Source organism: Streptomyces sp. PL-29 (assembly GCF_058344425.1).
Map to the genome: position 1 here is coordinate 1,206,762 of NZ_CP136996.1, position 17,594 is coordinate 1,224,355.

General features: G+C 71.2%; 18 protein-coding genes. 2 read left to right on the forward strand and 16 right to left on the reverse strand.

What is annotated here, in order from left to right:
- The first annotated feature begins 254 nt into the window (after positions 1-254).
- Positions 255-755, forward strand: coding sequence for a transcriptional regulator BldD (gene bldD / locus R4Z63_RS05470; protein WP_030841550.1), 501 nt, complete (start codon positions 255-257; stop codon positions 753-755).
- 193 nt (positions 756-948) lie between these two features.
- Here bldD and nusB read toward each other — a convergent pair whose 3' ends face one another.
- The 15 genes from nusB to R4Z63_RS05545 form a co-directional block, all read right to left on the reverse strand.
- Positions 949-1,383, reverse strand: coding sequence for a transcription antitermination factor NusB (gene nusB / locus R4Z63_RS05475; RefSeq protein ID WP_030965741.1), 435 nt, complete (start codon positions 1,381-1,383; stop codon positions 949-951).
- 2 nt (positions 1,384-1,385) lie between these two features.
- A complete protein-coding gene (gene efp / locus R4Z63_RS05480; RefSeq protein ID WP_037926121.1) occupies positions 1,386-1,952 on the reverse strand; it encodes an elongation factor P in 567 nt (188 codons plus the stop codon).
- A 59-nt stretch (positions 1,953-2,011) separates the two neighbouring features.
- Positions 2,012-3,118, reverse strand: coding sequence for an aminopeptidase P family protein (locus tag R4Z63_RS05485; RefSeq protein WP_037926119.1), 1,107 nt, complete (start codon positions 3,116-3,118; stop codon positions 2,012-2,014).
- A 170-nt stretch (positions 3,119-3,288) separates the two neighbouring features.
- Entirely contained in the window at positions 3,289-4,047 is a 759-nt protein-coding gene (locus R4Z63_RS05490) for an AAA family ATPase (protein WP_384453564.1), read from the reverse strand.
- A gap of 93 nt (positions 4,048-4,140) precedes the next feature.
- The gene (gene aroQ, locus R4Z63_RS05495) at positions 4,141-4,581 is read right to left on the reverse strand and encodes a type II 3-dehydroquinate dehydratase (protein WP_031150192.1); all 441 of its coding nucleotides are present in this window, start codon (positions 4,579-4,581) and stop codon (positions 4,141-4,143) included.
- Positions 4,578-5,669 (reverse strand): 3-dehydroquinate synthase, encoded by a 1,092-nt coding sequence (gene aroB, locus R4Z63_RS05500; protein ID WP_037926114.1) that lies wholly within the window; start codon positions 5,667-5,669, stop codon positions 4,578-4,580. The genes aroQ and aroB overlap by 4 nt, the downstream gene beginning before the upstream one ends.
- Positions 5,666-6,184, reverse strand: coding sequence for a shikimate kinase (locus tag R4Z63_RS05505; protein ID WP_384453560.1), 519 nt, complete (start codon positions 6,182-6,184; stop codon positions 5,666-5,668). Before R4Z63_RS05505 ends, aroB begins: the two co-directional genes overlap by 4 nt.
- Positions 6,181-7,365, reverse strand: a complete 1,185-nt coding sequence (gene aroC, locus R4Z63_RS05510) for a chorismate synthase (RefSeq protein ID WP_037926111.1) — start codon at positions 7,363-7,365, stop codon at positions 6,181-6,183. The genes R4Z63_RS05505 and aroC overlap by 4 nt, the downstream gene beginning before the upstream one ends.
- 133 nt (positions 7,366-7,498) lie before the next feature.
- A complete protein-coding gene (locus R4Z63_RS05515) occupies positions 7,499-7,690 on the reverse strand; it encodes a hypothetical protein (protein WP_037926108.1) in 192 nt (63 codons plus the stop codon).
- Positions 7,691-7,805: 115 nt separating this feature from the next.
- Positions 7,806-8,633, reverse strand: a complete 828-nt coding sequence (locus tag R4Z63_RS05520) for a shikimate dehydrogenase (protein ID WP_037926105.1) — start codon at positions 8,631-8,633, stop codon at positions 7,806-7,808.
- 6 nt (positions 8,634-8,639) lie between these two features.
- The gene (mltG, locus tag R4Z63_RS05525; RefSeq protein ID WP_384453555.1) at positions 8,640-10,382 is read right to left on the reverse strand and encodes an endolytic transglycosylase MltG; all 1,743 of its coding nucleotides are present in this window, start codon (positions 10,380-10,382) and stop codon (positions 8,640-8,642) included.
- A 129-nt stretch (positions 10,383-10,511) separates the two neighbouring features.
- Positions 10,512-10,982: a Holliday junction resolvase RuvX gene (ruvX, locus tag R4Z63_RS05530; protein WP_030028999.1), complete on the reverse strand. Its 471-nt coding sequence runs from the start codon at positions 10,980-10,982 to the stop codon at positions 10,512-10,514.
- Positions 10,983-10,984: 2 nt separating this feature from the next.
- The gene (gene alaS, locus R4Z63_RS05535; RefSeq protein ID WP_384453551.1) at positions 10,985-13,654 is read right to left on the reverse strand and encodes an alanine--tRNA ligase; all 2,670 of its coding nucleotides are present in this window, start codon (positions 13,652-13,654) and stop codon (positions 10,985-10,987) included.
- Entirely contained in the window at positions 13,654-13,998 is a 345-nt protein-coding gene (locus tag R4Z63_RS05540) for a DUF6167 family protein (RefSeq protein WP_037926098.1), read from the reverse strand. Before R4Z63_RS05540 ends, alaS begins: the two co-directional genes overlap by 1 nt.
- Before the next feature lie 8 nt (positions 13,999-14,006).
- A complete protein-coding gene (locus R4Z63_RS05545) occupies positions 14,007-14,474 on the reverse strand; it encodes a DUF948 domain-containing protein (RefSeq protein WP_078556869.1) in 468 nt (155 codons plus the stop codon).
- Between the two features lie 155 nt (positions 14,475-14,629).
- Here R4Z63_RS05545 and R4Z63_RS05550 point away from each other — a divergent pair, with 155 nt between their 5' ends.
- Entirely contained in the window at positions 14,630-16,843 is a 2,214-nt protein-coding gene (locus R4Z63_RS05550; protein WP_384453547.1) for an ATP-binding protein, read from the forward strand.
- A gap of 87 nt (positions 16,844-16,930) precedes the next feature.
- Here R4Z63_RS05550 and rpsD read toward each other — a convergent pair whose 3' ends face one another.
- On the reverse strand, positions 16,931-17,542 hold the full coding sequence (rpsD, locus tag R4Z63_RS05555; RefSeq protein WP_030026606.1) for a 30S ribosomal protein S4: 612 nt from the start codon (positions 17,540-17,542) through the stop codon (positions 16,931-16,933).
- Positions 17,543-17,594: the final 52 nt, after the last annotated feature.

Genomic DNA, 17,594 nt, shown 5'->3' on the forward strand with positions numbered 1-17,594 from the left:
ACCTTAAAGGACGTCTGATGTACGTCTCACACGGTACCAGGGAGGCGGTGGCGGGTCGGCACCCGGGGGTGGCGCGGGGGCGCGCACGGGGCTGTCGGCGCCGCCCCGGCGGGGGGACGGGGACCATTCGGCTTGACGCATCCAAGTAACGCTGCGTAACCTCACAGTGAGTTACCAGCCGCGCGGCGGAGCCGCACGTAGTTACGTAGTCGCAGTGTCCATGCAGTCACAGCGTCACAGCGTCCGGGAGCGTTATGTCCAGCGAATACGCCAAACAGCTCGGGGCCAAGCTCCGCGCCATCCGCACCCAGCAGGGCCTTTCCCTCCACGGTGTCGAGGAGAAGTCGCAGGGCCGGTGGAAGGCCGTGGTGGTCGGGTCGTACGAGCGCGGGGACCGCGCCGTGACCGTCCAGCGCCTTGCCGAGCTGGCGGACTTCTACGGGGTGCCGGTGCAGGAACTGCTGCCGGGCACGACTCCCGGCGGAGCGGCCGAGCCGCCGCCGAAGCTGCGCCTCGACCTGGAGCGCCTGGCGGGCGTCCCCGCCGAGAAGGCCGGTCCGCTGCAGCGTTACGCGGCGACGATCCAGAGCCAGCGCGGCGACTACAACGGCAAGGTGCTGTCGATCCGCCAGGACGACCTGCGCACCCTGGCCGTCATCTACGACCAGTCGCCCTCGGTCCTGACCGAGCAGCTGATCAGCTGGGGCGTGCTGGACGCGGACGCCCGTCGCGCGGTGGCGCACGAGGACGCCTGATCCTCAAGCCCCCCACCAGCAGAAACGTTACCGGTGGCCGCCGGACCCCCACAGGGGTCCGGCGGCCACCGGCTTTTCTTCTCCCCCGCGGCGACGGCCGGAAAGGCGGCGCCGACAACGGAAGGGCCCGCAGCACAGGTGCTGCGGGCCCTTCCGAAAGGCGGTGCCGGTGCTGCTGTGGGGCGGCGTGCGGTCAGCTCTCGCTGCGCCGCAGGCTCGGCTTCAGGTCCTTGAAACGGGCCAGCAGCCCGTTGACGAACGAGGGCGACTCGTCCGTCGAGAACTCCTTGGCCAGCTGGACGGCCTCGTCGATGGCCACGGCGTCCGGGGTGTCGTCCACCCAGATCAGCTCGTAGGCACCGAGCCGCACGATGTTCCGGTCCGCGGCCGGCATCCGGTCGAGGTCCCAGTCCACGGCGTAGGTGACGATCAGGTCGTCGATGCGGTTCACCTTGTCGGCGTACCCCTCGACGAGATCCATCGTGAAGGCGCTGACCGGCGGCTGCCGGTCGTCCGAGCGCGCGTGGCGGATCCAGTCCGCGAGGACCTCGCGGACGGACACCCCGCGCTGGTCGGCCTCGAAAAGGATCTGGAAGGCGCGCTTGCGCGCGTTGCTCCGGGCAGCCACGGTTAGCTGTTCACCCGGCCGAGGTAGTCGCTGGTGCGGGTGTCGACCTTGACCTTCTCGCCCGTGTTGACGAAGAGCGGGACCTGGATCTCGTGGCCGGTCTCCAGCGTGGCGGGCTTGGTGCCACCGGTGGAGCGGTCGCCCTGGACGCCCGGGTCGGTGTGCTGGATGACGAGCTCGACGGCGGCCGGGAGCTCGACGTAGAGCACCTCGCCCTCGTGCTGCGCCACGGAGGCGGTGAAGCCCTCGATGAGGAAGTTGGCGGCGTCGCCGACGGCCTTCTTGTCGACCATCAGCTGGTCGTAGGTCTGCATGTCCATGAAGACGAAGTACTCGCCGTCCATGTACGAGAACTGCATGTCACGGCGGTCGATGGTGGCCGTCTCGACCTTCGTGCCGGCGTTGAAGGTCTTGTCGACGACCTTGCCGGAGAGCACGTGCTTGAGCTTGGTGCGCACGAAGGCCGGGCCCTTGCCGGGCTTGACGTGCTGGAACTCGACGACGGACCAGAGCTGGTCACCGTCGAGCTTGAGCACCATGCCGTTCTTGAGGTCGTTCGTGGAAGCCACGGTTGCGGAATCTCCTGCACTGGAAGACCACGGGTGCACGCACCACCCGGCAGTGCGGGCTAGAGTGCGAGCAGCTCCTTGGTCGTAATGGTGAGTAGCTCGGGACCGCCGTCCGCCTCGGGGCGTACGACGAGCGTGTCATCGATCCGGACACCTCCCCGGCCCGGGAGGTGAACCCCCGGTTCGACGGTGACCGGCACGCAAGCGTCCAGTTTACCCATTGCCGTAGGTGCAAGCTGCGGGTCCTCGTCGATTTCGAGGCCGACGCCGTGTCCCGTCCACGGGGCGAGGGCCTCCGCGTGCCCCGCGGCGTCCAGTACGGACCGGGCCGCATGGTCGACCTCGCGGTAGGCGGCGCCCGGCAGCAGCGCCTCGCGTCCCGCCCGCTGAGCGGTGAAGACGCAGTCGTAGAGCTCGATCTGCCAGTCGGCGGGGGTGGTGCCGATGACGAAGGTCCGGCCGATCTCGCACCGGTAGCCGCGGTAGTTGGCGCCCAGGCAGACCGAGAGGAAGTCTCCCTCCTCCACCCTGCGGTCGGACGGCCGGTGCCGGGATCGCCCGGAGTGCGGGCCGGTGCCGACGGAGGTCGGAAAGGCCGGGCCGTCCGCCCCGTGGTCGACGAGCCGCCGCTCCAGCTCCAGGGCGAGGTGGCGTTCGGTGCGGCCGACGAGGATGGATTCCAGCAGCTCGCCCAGGGCCTGGTCGGCGATCTCCGCGGCGATCCGCAGGCAGGCGATCTCCCCCTCGTCCTTGACGAGGCGCTGCTGCTCCACGGCGGTCCCGAGGTCGGCCAGGCGGAGCTTGGGCGCGACGGAGCGCAGGGCCCGGTGCCGGGCGACGGTGAGGTGGTGCTCCTCCACGGCGAGCGAGTCGGCGCGGACGGAGGCGGCGGCGTCGGCCGCGGCGACGGCGGGATCCCCGCCGCGGGCGGCCAGCACGGTGACCCGGAGGTGTTCGTCGAGCCGGCCCTCGTCGGCCTCGCCGGTGGGCGCTCCGACGCAGAACAGGGCGTCCTCGGCCGGGCCGACGAGGAGTACGGCGCCGAGCGGTGACGCCCCGGAGAGGTAGCGGACGTTCGCCGGACGCGTGATCAGCGCGGCGGCGTTCCCCGCGGCGGCGCATCGGTCGCGGAGCAGGCCCCGACGGGCGGCGTACACGTCTGACATGTCTTCGAGCCTACGAGCGCCCCGCGGATCCGGCCCGGCGAGCGCGTCCGGACGAGGCGAGGCGGGCCCGATGCCGGCGGGTCGGCCCGAGCGGCCCGCCGGGGCGCCCGAGCGGGCCCGCGGCCCGGCTCCCGGCCCTTTCCCTCCCGGGGCGTCCGCCTCCGCCGGGGCTACCAGCCGCCGGGTGCCGGCATGGCCCTGGCCAGGGCCTCGTCGAGGGCGCGGGCGGTGCCTTCGACGTCGAGATGAGAGTTGTCGATGATCGGCAGCCCGGAGCCGTACCAGCCGGCCATCCGGCCGTGGATGCGGGCGACCTCCTCGTCGGAGAGCCGCCGGTTGCCGGAGCGTTCGGCGTTGCGCTCCAGGACGATCTCCAGGCCGGGCAGGAGCACAACCGGCAGCAGTGTCGGACCGACGTGGCGTTTCCAACCGCCCAGCCCCACCACGGGCCGGTCGGGGAAGACGGCGTCGTCGAGGATGCAGGAGATGCCGTTGGCCAGGTAGTTGCGGGCCGCGAAGCCGCAGGTGCGGCGGGCGAGCCGGTACTGCGCCTCGGAGTGCTCGTTCCAGCCGGCCTGCGGGTCGGCGAAGCCGGAGCAGACCCACTCCCGCACGTCGTCCAGGCTGACGTGGGCGGTCGGCACGGGCCGGGTGCTGGCCCAGTGCCGGGCCACGGTGGTCTTCCCGGCGCCGGCCGGCCCGATCAGCAGGACGGCGAGCACGGCGCCGCCGGTTCCCGCCACCGCGGGCGGCAGCGGGATGTGCCCGGTGGCTTCGGGAACGGGCGCCACCTGGGGCGGGGCCGGGCGCTGGGACGGCGGCGGGGGCGAACCCGGCCAGCCCTGAGCCGGGGGTATGGGCGGCTGCGGGGGCGCCGAAGGACGCTGCCCCGGCTGCCCCCAGCCCCCGCCACCCACTCCTTGGTGCATCCGCTGCCACTTTCGTCTCGTTCCTGCGACTGATGCGAGAACGTTATATGACCGCGGAGGCCCGGCCGTCCACCAGGCTGCCGGGCCGGTGCGTCAGGCGTCGATCTCGTCCGCCAGTGCACGCAGCGCCAGCCGGTAGGAGCCGATCCCGAAGCCGGCCACGGTCCCGGTCGCCACGGCGGCGATGACCGAGGTGTGCCGAAACTCCTCGCGGGCGTACGGGTTGGAGATGTGCACCTCGATCAGCGGCGCCGTGCGCTGCGCGGCGGCGTCGCGCATGCCGTACGAGTAGTGGGTGAAGGCCCCCGGGTTAATGACCACGGGGAGCTTTCCGTCCGCGGCCTCGTGCAGCCAGCGGATCATCTCGCCCTCGTCGTTGGTCTCGCGGACCTCGACGTCGAAACCGAGCTCCTCGCCCAGCGACCGGCAGCTGTCCACCAGTCCCGCGTACGAGGTCGCCCCGTACACGTCGGGCTCGCGCGAGCCGAGACGGCCCAGGTTCGGGCCGTTCAGCACCAGCACGCGGCGGCTCACGCCGACACCTCGCCGTAGGCGGCGATCAGGTGCGCCGGGTCGGGGCCCTCCAGGACCGTCGGCTTGGCCAGACCGTCGAGGACGATGAAGCGCAGCAGGTTGCCGCGGGACTTCTTGTCGACCTGCATGGTCTGGAGCAGCTTGGGCCACTGGTCGCCGCGGTAGGTCAGCGGCAGCCCCACGGAGGCGAGGACCGCCCTGTGCCGGTCGGCGGTGGCGTCGTCGAGGCGGCCGGCGAGCCGGCCGAGCTCGGCGGCGAAGACCATGCCCACCGAAACGGCCGCACCGTGCCGCCACTTGTAGCGCTCATTCTTCTCGATGGCGTGCGCGAGGGTGTGGCCGTAGTTGAGCACCTCCCGCAGCCCGGATTCCTTCAGGTCGCTGGAGACGACGTCGGCCTTGACCCGGATGGAGCGCACGATCAGCTCGGCGGTGTGCGGACCTTGGGGCGTACGGGCCGCCTGCGGGTCCTCCTCGATCAGGTCGAGGATCACCGGATCGGAGATGAATCCGGCCTTGATGATCTCGGCGAGGCCGCTGACGTAATCGTTGACCGGCAGCGACTCCAGCGCCGCCAGGTCGCAGAGCACCCCGGCCGGCGGATGGAAGGCGCCGACCAGGTTCTTGCCCTCGGCGGTGTTGATGCCGGTCTTGCCGCCGACGGCCGCGTCGACCATCGCCAGGACGGTGGTCGGAACGGCGACCCAGCGCACGCCGCGCAGCCAGCTGGCCGCGACGAATCCCGCGAGGTCGGTGGTGGCTCCGCCGCCGACGCCGACGATGACGTCGGTGCGGGTGAAGCCGGACTGGCCGAGCGCCTTCCAGCAGTAGGCGGCGACCTCGGCCGTCTTCGCCTCCTCGGCGTTCGGCACCTGGATGGCGACCGCTTCGTAGCCCTGGTCGGCGAGGTCGTCGCGCAGCGCCTCACCGGTCGAGGCGAGGGCCTCGGGGTGGATCACGGCGACCCGCTGGGCCCTGGTACCGATCAGGGAGCCGAGCTCGCCGAGCAGCTGCCGCCCGACCAGCACGTCGTACGGGTCATGGCCGGCGCTTCCGCCGACGTGGATCCGCGTCACCTGGTCTGTCATACGTCCTTCAACTCCAGAGCGTCGAGGACCGCCTGGGCGACCTCTTCGGGGGTGCGGTCGTCGGTGGCCACGACGACGCGTGCGACTTCGGTGTAGAGGGGGCGCCTGGCCTCCATCAGCTCGCGCCACTGGCGGCGCGGGTTGACGGCCAGCAGCGGGCGGGCGGCGCCCAGGCCCACGCGCCGCACGGCTTCCTCCACGTCCATCGACAGATAGGCGACGGGCAGGCCGGTCAGCAGTGCGCGGGTGCCTTCGTCGAGCACGGCGCCGCCGCCGAGGGCGAGGACTCCGGTGTGCTCGGCGACAGCGGCCTCGACGGCCTGCCGTTCCAGCTGGCGGAAGTACGGCTCGCCCTCATCGACGAAGATGTCGGAGATCGGCCGGCCCTGGGCCGTGACGATGTCCGCGTCGGTGTCCCGGTAGGGGACGCCGAGCCGCTCGGCGAGCAGCGCCCCCACCGTGGACTTGCCGGAGCCCATGGGCCCGACGAGGACGACGAGCGGTGCGGCCGTCACCGGATCTGCAGGTGGTCGAGGTAGGCCTGGACGTTGCGGCGGGTCTCGGGGACCGAGTCGCCACCGAACTTCTCGACGACGGCGTCGGCCAGTACGAGGGCCACCATCGCCTCGGCGACGATGCCGGCGGCCGGCACGGCGCACACGTCGGAGCGCTGGTGGTGGGCCACGGCGGCCTCGCCGGTGGCGACGTCGACGGTCGCCAGCGCGCGCGGGACGGTGGCGATGGGCTTCATCGCGGCGCGGACGCGCAGCAGTTCGCCGGTGGTCAGACCGCCCTCGGTGCCGCCGGAGCGGCCGGAGGTGCGCTTGAGGCCCTCGGGCGTGGAGACGATCTCGTCGTGCGCCTTCGAGCCGGGCACGCGGGCGAGCTCGAAGCCGTCGCCGACCTCGACGCCCTTGATGGCCTGGATGCCCATGAGGGCGGAGGCGAGGCGTGCGTCGAGCCGGCGGTCCCAGTGGACGTGCGAGCCGAGTCCGACGGGGACGCCGTAGGCGAGGACCTCGACGACGCCGCCGAGGGTGTCGCCGTCCTTGTGGGCCTGGTCGATCTCCGCGACCATCGCCTTGCTGGCGTCGGCGTCGAGGCAGCGGACCGGGTCGGCGTCGAGCCTGTCGACGTCGGCGGGAGTGGGCAGGACTCCGTAGGGGGCCTTGGCCGAGGCCAGCTCGACGACGTGGGAGACGATCTCGATGCCCGCGACCTCCTTGATGAAGGAGCGGGCGACGGCGCCGAGGGCGACGCGCGCGGCGGTCTCACGGGCGCTGGCGCGCTCCAGGATCGGCCGGGCCTCGTCGAAGCCGTACTTCTGCATGCCCGCGAGGTCGGCGTGGCCGGGGCGCGGACGGGTCAGCGGCGCATTGCGGCCGGTGTCCTTGAGGAGTGAGGGGTCGACCGGGTCGGCCGACATGACGGTCTCCCACTTGGGCCACTCCGTGTTGCCGATCATGACCGCGATCGGGGAGCCCTGGGACAGGCCGTGGCGGACGCCGCCGAGGAAGGTGATCTCGTCCTGCTCGAACTTCATCCGGGCACCGCGGCCGTAGCCGAGCCGGCGCCGGGCCAGGTGATCGGCCACCAGCTCGGTGGTGACCGGGACGCCGGCGGGAAGACCCTCCAGCGTCGCGACCAGTGCCGGTCCGTGCGACTCTCCTGCGGTCAGCCAACGCAACCTGCTCAACGATGCTCCTCATGCTCGCGCCTGGTACTGCGACGGCGCGATCGGGTGCGCGGCCCGGACCCGCCTCACCCGAATCCTCCCATGTCCGGAACGGTTTCACGGGCCCCGGTCCAGCTGTCGGACGCCCCGCTGGTCAGCGGACCCGGCTGCGGCGCCCACGGAACCAGGTGGCCGCCGTCCAGACACCGAGGAACCCCACGAGTGCGAAAACCAGGCCCTTGGCCCAGATCGGCAGGTCGGCGAAGGCCACTCTGATCACGCCGTACAGCACCACGGGGATGTCCCACTTCGACGCGAGCGCCTGATCCGTGTCCGTCCCGTCCATCCCAACCCCCTGTAAAAGTGCAGGTGGACAGGGTAACGGGCGATATTACCGATCAGTAGGTGAGATTCCGCCAAGATCACTCCGCGGGCGGGAAGAGCGCTGCTGCCCCGGTGCCTCAAGAGGATCCGGAGAGGGCCGCGAGGCCCGCCCGCCGCATCACCCCGAGCGGCGCCGGGGAGCGGCCGGTCATCTGCTGCACCTGGAGAACCGCCTGGTGCACCAGCAGGTCCAAACCGCCCAGGAGGTTCCCCTCGCGCTGCGACCAGGCGGCGGCGAGCGGCGTGGGCCAGGGGTCGTAGAGGACGTCAAAGAGAGTGCCCGGTGCGTCCGGGACCGCGGCGGCCAGTTCGTCGGTGGCGCCGGCCGGGGTGGTCGCGATGACCAGGGGCGCCTCCAGCGCACCGGCTGCCTCGGACCAGTCGGCCGTACGGACGGCCACGCCGAGCCGCTCGCCCCACTGCCGCATCTCGTCGCTGCGCGCCCGCGAGCGGACGTACGCCGTGACCTCGCCGGTGCAAATCCGCGACAGCGCGGCGAGCGCCGAGGAGGCGGTGGCCCCGGCACCGAGGACGGCGGCCGAAGGCACCTTGTCGACCCCGCGCTCGTGCAGCGCGGCGACGATGCCGGGGATGTCGGTGTTGTCGCCCAGGCGCCGGCCGTCCTCGGTGAAGACGACCGTGTTGACCGCCTCGACGGAGGCCGCCGTGTCGCTGACCCCGTCCAGCAGCGGGATGACCGCCCGCTTGAGCGGCATCGTCAGCGACAGCCCGGCCCACTCGGGGCCGAGCCCGGAGAAGAAGTCCGGGAGCGCGGCCTCGTCGACCTCGAAGCGGTCGTACGACCAGTCGGCGAGGCCGAGCTCCTGGTACGCGGCACGGTGCAGCACCGGTGAGAGCGAATGCTCGATGGGCGAACCCAGCACCGCGGCCCGTATCCGTGTCATGTCCTGCTACCCGCCGTTCTTCTGCCTCTGCCGTTCCTGGAACTCGGCGACCAGCTTGAGGTGCTCGTCGTAGGTCTTGGTGAAGGTCGTCGTGTTGCCGTCGACCGACACGAAGAACATCCAGCCGCCGTGGTCAGGGTTGAGGGTAGCGGTAAGCGCGTCCATGCCCGGGTTCCCGATCGGGCCGACCGGCAGGCCCTTGATGAAGTGGGTGTTGTACGGGTTGTTGAACGCCTGCGCTTCCTTGAGGTTGAAGTTGATCTCGCTCTGGTTCTTGGCGTAGTTGTACGTCGAGTCGAACTCGATCTTCTGGTTCGTGACGTCGTTGGTCTTCTTCATGCGGTTGTAGACGACTTCGGACATCTTGCGGAAGTCGTCGTGGTTCTTGCCCTCGGCGTTGACGAGGCTGGCCACCGTGACGACCTGCAGCGGGTTCTCCAGCCCCAGCTCCTTGGCCTTGGCCTCGATGCCCAGCTCCGCGTACTTGTCGGAGGCGTTCTTGACCATCTGCTTGAGCAGCGACTCGGGGGTGCTGTCCTTGCTGAGGTCGTAGCGCGTCGGGAACAGGAAGCCCTCGAGCGGGTCCATGAGCTTGGGGTTGTTGCCGGCCCAGGCCGGCAGCCCCATGTTCTTGGCCTCGCGCAGGGCGATCTCCTTGGTGGTGCCCTCCGGTTTGCCCAGCTTCTTGTCGATCGCCTCGTACACCTTGGTGTTGCGCATGCCCTCGGTGACGGTGATGACGTTGAGCTTGGTGGGGTCGATCATCAGCGCGACGGCGGCCGCGGCCGACATCTTCTTGTTCATCGGGTAGATGCCGGGCTGGATGGACTTGCCCTTGGGGTTGGCCTTCGCCGCGTCGACGAACGCCTGGGCGCTGGCGACGACGCCGGCCTGCTTGAGGATGCGGCCCATCTGGCCCAGACCCGCACCCTTGGGGATCTCGACGTCGACCACTTCGCCGACGCCGTCGCCCGCGAAGTCCTCGGCGGGGGCGAACCTCGCCTTGATGTAGGTGTAGCCGTAGTAGCCTCCACCGCCGACCACGCCGAGGATGACCACGGCCGCGATCAGGCAGGCGGTGCCGCTGCGCTTCTTGGGCTTGCCGCCCTTCGAACGGCCGCCGCGGCGACCCGAGGGCTCGTCCGCGTCGCCGTCCCCGTCGTCGCGACCGTCGCCACCGACCGCAAGCGCGTCCTCGCGCTCCTCCTCCTGCTCGGCCGGCTCCGGCTCCAGGTGGCGCCGGCCCGGGGGCTGCGGCGGCGGGTAGGCCTCGTCCGTGCCGTAGAGGTCCGGTGTCTCCCCCGGGTAGCCGGCGGACGGGTGCTGCGCGAGGTCCGCGCCCGCGTACGGGTCGGTCTGCACCGCGGCCGTGTACTGGCCCTGGCCGGTGTCCCAGCCCTGGCTGTCGTACACGGGCTGCTGGGGCTGCTGGGGCTGCACGGGTTGCTGCGCGTACTGGGGGTACTGAGTCTGCTGCGGGGCGTACGCCTGCTGCGGGGCATAGCCCTGCTGCGGCTCCTGCTGTGCGTACTGCTGCTGGTACTCGGGGTACTGCTGGTACTGCTGGTACTGCGGCTGCTGGGGGTACTGCTCCTGGTACCGGGGCTCCTGCTGGTACTCCTGCTGCGGCGCACCGGTGAACGGCACCTGGCCCTGCTGGGTCTGGTGCCCGGTCCACCCCTGGTCCCCGTACAAGGGGTCCTCAGGGTGCCAGGGTTCGGGGCCACGGCCCCGGCCATACTCAGTCATCGGTCCCCTAGAGCCGCGAGACGCAGTGCCACGGACCTGTTCGTCCGCGGCACCCGGTTCCGCCTCTTTGACGGTGGGCGACGGCTGTTCGAATGCCGTCTCATCGCGCGGAACGTTACCGTATCGCGATCAGACAACCACTTCGACGCACTCACCAGGTGGATTACCTGATACCCGTTCGGTCTCAAGAGCGTTCTGAAGGATCACCACAGCGGCCGCCTGGTCGATGACCGACCTGCCCTTCTTCGCGTTCCTTCCGGAGGCGCGCAACCCCTGGGCGGCGGTGACCGTGGTCATCCGCTCGTCCACCAGACGAACCGTCACCGGCTTGATGCCCTTGGCCAGTTCGTTCGCGAAGGCCCGCACCTTGGCCGCGGCCGGCCCCTCCCGCCCGCTGAGCGAGCGGGGCAGGCCGACCACGACTTCGAGGGGCTCGTACTCCTCGACGAGCTGCCGCAGCCGCCGGTGGGCGAAGGGGATGTCCCGGCCCGGAACGGTTTCCACCGGTGTGGCCAAGACCCCATCGGGGTCGCAGGAAGCGACCCCGATCCGGGCGTCCCCGACGTCGATGGCCAGGCGGCGGCCGCGGCGCAGTGTCATCGTCAGACCGTCTCCACGACGAGGCGCTCGACGGCGCTGATGGCCTCCGGGACCGCGGCCGGGTTCTGCCCGCCGCCCTGGGCGACGTCCGGCTTGCCGCCACCGCCGCCACCGAGGGTCTTGGCGGCCGTACGAACCAGGTCGCCGGCCTTGAGACCGCGCTCGCGGGCGGCCTCGTTGGTGGCGATCACGGTCAGCGGGCGGTCGTTCGCCACGGTGAAGAGGGCCACGACGGCCGGACGGTCGCCCGGGATGCGGCTGCGGACGTCGAGGACCAGCTTGCGCAGGTCGTCGGCGCCGATGCCGTCCGACACCTGGCCCACGACGAGGGCGACGCCCTTGATGTCCTGGGCGTTCTGGGCGAGACCGGCGGCGGCCTGCAGGACCTTCTCCGCGCGGAACTTCTCGATCTCCTTCTCGGCGTCCTTCAGCTTGCCGAGCATGGTGGCGATCTTCTCCGGCAGCTCCTCCGGACGTCCCTTGACCAGCTCCTGGAGCTGGGCGACGACCGTGTGCTCCTTGGCGAGGAAGTTGTACGCGTCCACGCCGACAAGGGCCTCGACACGACGCACACCGGAGCCGATGGAGGACTCGCCGAGCAGCTTCACCAGGCCCAGCTGGGCGGTGTTGCCGACGTGCGTGCCGCCGCACAGCTCCTTGGAGAAGTCGCCGATGGTCACGACACGGACCCGCTCGCCGTACTTCTCGCCGAACTCGGCGATGGCGCCCTGCTTCTTCGCCTCGTCGATGCTCATGATCTCGGCGGTCACTTCGAGCTCGCGCGAGAGCACGTCGTTGATCTTCTGCTCGACGTCGGTGAGGACCGAGCCGGGGACGGCGTTCGGGGAGCCGAAGTCGAAGCGGAAGCGGCCGGGGCTGTTCTCCGAACCTGCCTGGGCGGCGGTCGGGCCCAGCGCGTCGCGCAGCGCCTGGTGGGTCAGGTGCGTGGCGGAGTGGGCGCGGGCGATGGCCCGGCGGCGCTTGACGTCGATGGCGGCGTACGCGGAGGCGCCCACCGTCACCTCGCCGACCTGGACGGAGCCCTTGTGCACGGAGACACCCGGGACCGGCTGCTGGACGTCGCGGACCTCGATGACGGCGCCGGTGTCGAGCTTGATGCGGCCCTGGTCGGCGAGCTGGCCGCCGCCCTCGGCGTAGAAGGGCGTGCGGTCGAGGACGACCTCGACCTCGTCGCCCTCGGAGGCGGCCGGCGCGGAGAGGCCGTTGACCAGCAGGCCGACGATGGTGGACTCGCCCTGCGTGGTGGCGTAGCCGGTGAACTCGGTGGCGCCGGAGCCGTCGGCGATCTCCCGGTAGGCGGACATGTCCGCGTGGCCGGTCTTCTTGGCCTTCGCGTCGGCCTTGGCGCGGTCGCGCTGCTCCTGCATCAGGCGGCGGAAGCCGGCCTCGTCCACGGAGAGGCCCTGTTCGGCGGCCATCTCCAGGGTGAGGTCGATCGGGAAGCCCCAGGTGTCGTGGAGCAGGAACGCCTTCTCGCCGGAGAGGACCTTGCCGCCGACGGCCTTGGTCTCGGTGACGGCGGTGTCGAGGATGTTCGTGCCGCCCTTGAGGGCCTTGAGGAAGGCGGCCTCTTCGGCGAGCGCGACGGTCTCGATGCGCTTGCGGTCGGTGACGAGCTCCGGGTACTGCTGGCCCATCGTGTTGATCACGACGTCCACGAGGTCCTGGACGACGGCGCCGGTGGCGCCCATGAGGCGCATGTTGCGGATGGCGCGGCGCATGATGCGGCGCAGCACGTAGCCGCGGCCCTCGTTGCCGGGGGTGACGCCGTCGCCGATGAGCATGACGGAGGTGCGCATGTGGTCGGCGACGACGCGCATGGACACGTCGGTGTCCTTCGCCGCGCCGTACCGCACGCCGGTCAGCTCGGTGGCCTTGTCCATGACCACGCGCAGGGTGTCGGTCTCGTACATGTTCTGTACGCCCTGCAGGATCATGGCGAGGCGTTCGAGGCCGAGACCGGTGTCGATGTTCTTGGACGGCAGGTCGCCGAGGATCGGGAAGTCCTCCTTGCCGTCGCCGGCGCCGCGCTCGTACTGCATGAAGACCAGGTTCCAGATCTCCACGTAGCGCTCGTCGTTGACCGCGGGGCCGCCCTCGACGCCGAACTCCGGGCCGCGGTCGTAGTTGATCTCGGAGCACGGGCCGCAGGGACCGGGGACGCCCATGGACCAGAAGTTGTCCTTCTTGCCCAGGCGCTGGATGCGCTCGGCGGGGACGCCGATCACGTCGCGCCAGATCGTCTCGGCCTCGTCGTCGTCGAGGTAGACGGTGATCCAGAGCTTCTCGGGATCGAGGCCGTAGCCACCGTCCGCCACGGAGCTGGTCAGCAGCTCCCAGGCGTACTTGATGGCGCCTTCCTTGAAGTAGTCCCCGAAGGAGAAGTTGCCGCACATCTGGAAGAACGTGCCGTGGCGGGTGGTCTTGCCGACCTCTTCGATGTCCGGCGTGCGGACGCACTTCTGCACGCTGGTGGCCCGGGGGGCCGGGGGCTTGGTCTCGCCGAGGAAGTACGGCTTGAAGGGCACCATGCCCGCGTTGACCAGCAGCAGAGTCGGGTCGTCCGCGATGAGCGACGCCGAAGGGACAACGGCGTGACCGCGCTCCTCGAAGAAGCTCAGCCAGCGGCGGCGGATTTCAGCCGACTCCATCAGTGGTCCTCATTCCGGTTGTACGACAGCTCTGGTCGGTTGTCGATCTGGTGGTTCTGGATGGCCCGCAGGCGCCGCGGCCCGGGAAGGGCGGTGACGTTGTCGGGCCGGTCGGGGTCCTGGTGGAGCCCCAGTGCATCGTTCAGCTCGTCCTCGCGCTGCGTCATTCCCGCTTTGACGTCGAGGGCGAAGTCCTTGAGGCGGTGGCCCGCCTCCACGGCCCTGTCGGCGGCCTGGGCCGCAAGGCTCTCCGGCGTCAGCTTCTTGAGCTGGCGGTTGACCTTGGTGGTGGCCCACACGCCGGCGGCGGCGCCGGCGGTGAACCAGAAGGCTCGGCGGAACATCGGCGGTCTCAGTCCTTCTGCTTCCGGCGCCGGGCGGACGGCACCGTTCGGCCAACGATCACAGTACGGCCACCGGCGCCGCTTCGGGTACGCCGGGCGGCCTTCGACGGGACGCCGTCCGCGGCCCCGGCGTCCCCCTTGCCGAGCGCCTTGCGGACGCCGTAGCCGAAGGCCGCGACCTTCACGAGCGGTCCGCCGAAGGCGGTGGCCACGGTGGAGGACAGCGCGGAGGCGTTGGAGGTGACTTCCTGGACGTCGCTCGCGATCGCGTCGACCCGGTCGAGCTGGGTGCGCGCGGAGCGGACGGTGCTGGAGGCGTCGGCCAGCAGCGGTACGGCCTGGTCGGTCACTTCGGACACCAGCCTCGTGGTCGCCCTGAGGACCTGCGCCAGCCGCACCAGGGCGACGGCGAGGAAGGAGATCAGGATGGCCCAGAAGACGGCCACGATGATCCCGGCCACCTCTACACCGGACACGTCACACCGCTCTCTGTCTTCAGCCGAACCGCCGGCGATTCCCACACCTGGTCCCCCGACCCTATCGCGCCGGGGATCCCCGGCCCTACCCGAATACGGGGGCGAGGTCACCCTTCTTGGACGGAGTGCATCCGGACCAGTACGCTCCGTGTCCCATGCGACACAGACCCCTTCCACGTACCGCCCGGGGCAATCTTCCCTCGGAGCTGAGCGGGTTCATCGGGCGGGGTGGCGAACTCGCCGAGCTGGGGGGCCTGCTGGAGGTGTCGCGGCTGGTGACCGTGACGGGCGTGGGCGGGGTCGGCAAGTCCCGGCTGGTTCTCGCGGCGGCCCGGTCGGCCGCCGCGGCCGCCCGGTCGGCGACCGGAGCGCACGGTGCACAGGGGGCGCACGTTCCGGCGGAGGAACGCTACTGCGACGGGGTCTGGCTGGCCGAGCTAGCCTGCGTACGGGATCCGGCACTGCTGGAGGTGACGCTCGCACAGGCGCTCGGGCTCACCGACCACACGACGCGGCCGCCCCGGACCGTGCTGGCCGCACACCTGGCCGACAAGCGGTTGCTGCTGGTCCTGGACGGCTTCGAGCAGTTGGTGGACGAGACAGCCGCTCTGGTGCGGGAACTCCTGTTGCGCTCCCCCGGCCTCCAGGTGCTCGCGGCGGGCCGGCGCCCGCTGGAGGTGGACGGGGAGCGGACGTTTCCGCTCGCCCCGCCGGACCCACAGGAGGCGCTCGCGCTGCTGGAGGCACGGGCGGTCGCCGCCGACCCGGCCTTCGCGGTCACGGGGCCCGACCGGGCCGCGCTCGTGGAGGTGTGCGCCCGCCTCGACGGGATCCCGCTCGCTCTGGAGCTGGCGGCGGGCCGGCTGCGGACGCTGTCCCCGGCCCAGGTGCTCGCCCGACTGGAGGACCGCTTCGGGCTGCTGACGGGCGGTGCGCGCGGAGGGCTCCCTCGGCACCGGGCGCTGCGTTCGGCCATCGGCTGGAGCCACGAGCTGTGCACCCCGGCGGAGCGGCTGCTGTGGGCTCGGCTGTCGGTGTTCTCGGGCCGGTTCGACCTCGACGCCGCCGAGTACGTGTGCGCCGGGCCCGATCTGCCGGCGGAGGGCGTGCTGGACCTGGTGGGCGAGCTCCTCGCGCAGTCCCTGCTGGTCCGGGAGGAGACGCCCGCCGGGGTGCGGTTCCGGATGCTGGAGACCGTACGGCTGTACGGGGCGGGCTGGCTGGAGTCCCTGGGCGACGCGGCGCGGCTGAGGCGGCGGCACCGCGACTGGTACATGGGGCTGGCGACCTGGTGCGAGCTGGACTGGTTCAGCCCGCGCCAGCACGAGGTGGCGGCCCTGGTGGAGGCGGAGCTGCCGAACCTGCGGCTCGCCCTGGAGTGCTGCCTGGACGAGCCGGACGAACTGCACCTGGGCCAGTACCTGGCCGGCACCCTGTGGTTCTACTGGGCGGGGTGCGGGCGCCTGACCGAGGGCCGGCACTGGCTGGACCGCACCCTGGACCCCACGGGCGGGCAGCCGGCGGAGTATGAGAGCTCCCGGCTGAAGGCCCTGTGGGTGCTGGGCTACGTGGCGGCCCTGCAGGGCGATGCGACGGCCTCGATGTGCGCTCTGTACGAGTGCCGGGACGCGGCGGCGCGCAGCGGGAACCGGGTGGCGGCAGCGTACGCGGTGCACCGGCTGGGCTGTCTGGCGCTCGTCTCGGACGACATGGCCCGGGCCAGGGAGCTGCTGGGTGAGGCGCTGGAGCGATACCGGGCGGCCGGGGAACTCAACAGCAACGTGCTGATGTGCCAGGTCGAGCTGGGGATGGCGCTGGCCTTCCTCGGGGACCTGCCGGGTGCGCTGGCGCTGTGCGGGGACGTCCGGGAGATCTGCGAGGAGCGCGGGGAGCGCTGGACGAAGGCGTACGCCCTCTACGTGTTGGCGTACGCGGCCCTGGAGGCGGGCGGCACGCAGGAGGCCCGGCAGCTGCTGACCGAGAGCGTGGAGATCAACCACACCTTCGACGACCTGGTCGGGCTGGTCCTCGCGCTGGAGCTGCTCGCTCTGGTCAGGGTCGCCGAGGGCGATCCGACCGAGGCCGCCGTGCTCCAGGGTGCGGCGGAGCCGATGTGGGACGGGGTGGGGCTGCGGCTGTTCGGCTCGGGGTACTTCAACGCGCCACGGCTGACGTGCACGGAGCGGGCAGGCGCGGCGCTGGGCGCCGAGCGCTTCGCGGCGTGCGCGGCCGAGGGGCGGGCGCTGTCCCGGGACGCGCTGGTGGTGCGGGCGCTGCGCGGGGCGGCACGGGTGCCGGGTCCGGCGGCACGGGGCGAAACGCCGAGCCCGCGGGTCCCGCGCAGCACGGCGGCGGCGGATCAGCCGTAGGGTCTGTACCCGAACAGCGGAAAACCCGCCGCCCCGAAAGGGGCGGCGGGTTTCCACCAGCCGGTGAGGGCTACGCCTGCCGGAAGATCAGCGGGCGTAGTACTCGACGACGAGCTGCTCGTCGCAGATGACCGGGATTTCCTTGCGGTTCGGGTCGCGGTCCAGGCGGAAGGCCAGGGCCTTCAGGTTGACCTGCAGGTAGCGCGGGGTCTCGCCCTCGCCTGCGTAGCCACCCTCACGGGCGACCTGGAACGGAACCTTCTCGCGGCTGCGCTCGCGCACGGTGATGACGTCGTCCGGGCGGACACGGAACGACGGCTTGTCGACCTTGGCGCCGTTGACCTCGATGTGGCCGTGAACGACCATCTGGCGGGCCTGGTAGATCGTGCGGGCGATGCCCGAACGCAGGACCAGGGCGTCGAGACGACGCTCGAGCTCGACGACCAGCGCCTCGCCCGTCTTACCCTCGGCCTTCTTGGCGCGGTCGTACGCGCGGGCCATCTGGCGCTCGGAGATGTCGTACTGAGCGCGCAGACGCTGCTTCTCCAGCAGACGGACCTTGTAGTCCGAGTTCTGCTTGCGGCCACGGCCGTGCTCGCCCGGCGGGTAGGGGCGGGCCTCGAAGTACTTGACGGCCTTCGGCGTCAGGGCGATGCCGAGGGCGCGAGACTTCTTGACCTTGGGTCGCTTCTGGTTCACGGGGAACCTACCTCCATGTAAGTTAGGTGAGGCTTACCTTAGCGAGGAGGAC

Bases quoted from the DNA above. Each gene is read 5' to 3' on its own strand.
- R4Z63_RS05520 (WP_037926105.1), bottom strand. From the start codon at position 8,633: ATGACACGGATACGGGCCGCGGTGCTGGGTTCGCCCATCGAGCATTCG.
- R4Z63_RS05490 (WP_384453564.1), bottom strand. From the start codon at position 4,047: ATGCACCAAGGAGTGGGTGGCGGGGGCTGGGGGCAGCCGGGGCAGCGT.
- bldD (WP_030841550.1), top strand. From the start codon at position 255: ATGTCCAGCGAATACGCCAAACAGCTCGGGGCCAAGCTCCGCGCCATC.
- R4Z63_RS05485 (WP_037926119.1), bottom strand. From the start codon at position 3,118: ATGTCAGACGTGTACGCCGCCCGTCGGGGCCTGCTCCGCGACCGATGC.
- R4Z63_RS05515 (WP_037926108.1), bottom strand. From the start codon at position 7,690: ATGGACGGGACGGACACGGATCAGGCGCTCGCGTCGAAGTGGGACATC.
- R4Z63_RS05550 (WP_384453547.1), top strand. From the start codon at position 14,630: ATGCGACACAGACCCCTTCCACGTACCGCCCGGGGCAATCTTCCCTCG.
- R4Z63_RS05540 (WP_037926098.1), bottom strand. From the start codon at position 13,998: ATGTTCCGCCGAGCCTTCTGGTTCACCGCCGGCGCCGCCGCCGGCGTG.
- aroB (WP_037926114.1), bottom strand. From the start codon at position 5,669: ATGACAGACCAGGTGACGCGGATCCACGTCGGCGGAAGCGCCGGCCAT.
- alaS (WP_384453551.1), bottom strand. From the start codon at position 13,654: ATGGAGTCGGCTGAAATCCGCCGCCGCTGGCTGAGCTTCTTCGAGGAG.
- mltG (WP_384453555.1), bottom strand. From the start codon at position 10,382: ATGACTGAGTATGGCCGGGGCCGTGGCCCCGAACCCTGGCACCCTGAG.
- ruvX (WP_030028999.1), bottom strand. From the start codon at position 10,982: ATGACACTGCGCCGCGGCCGCCGCCTGGCCATCGACGTCGGGGACGCC.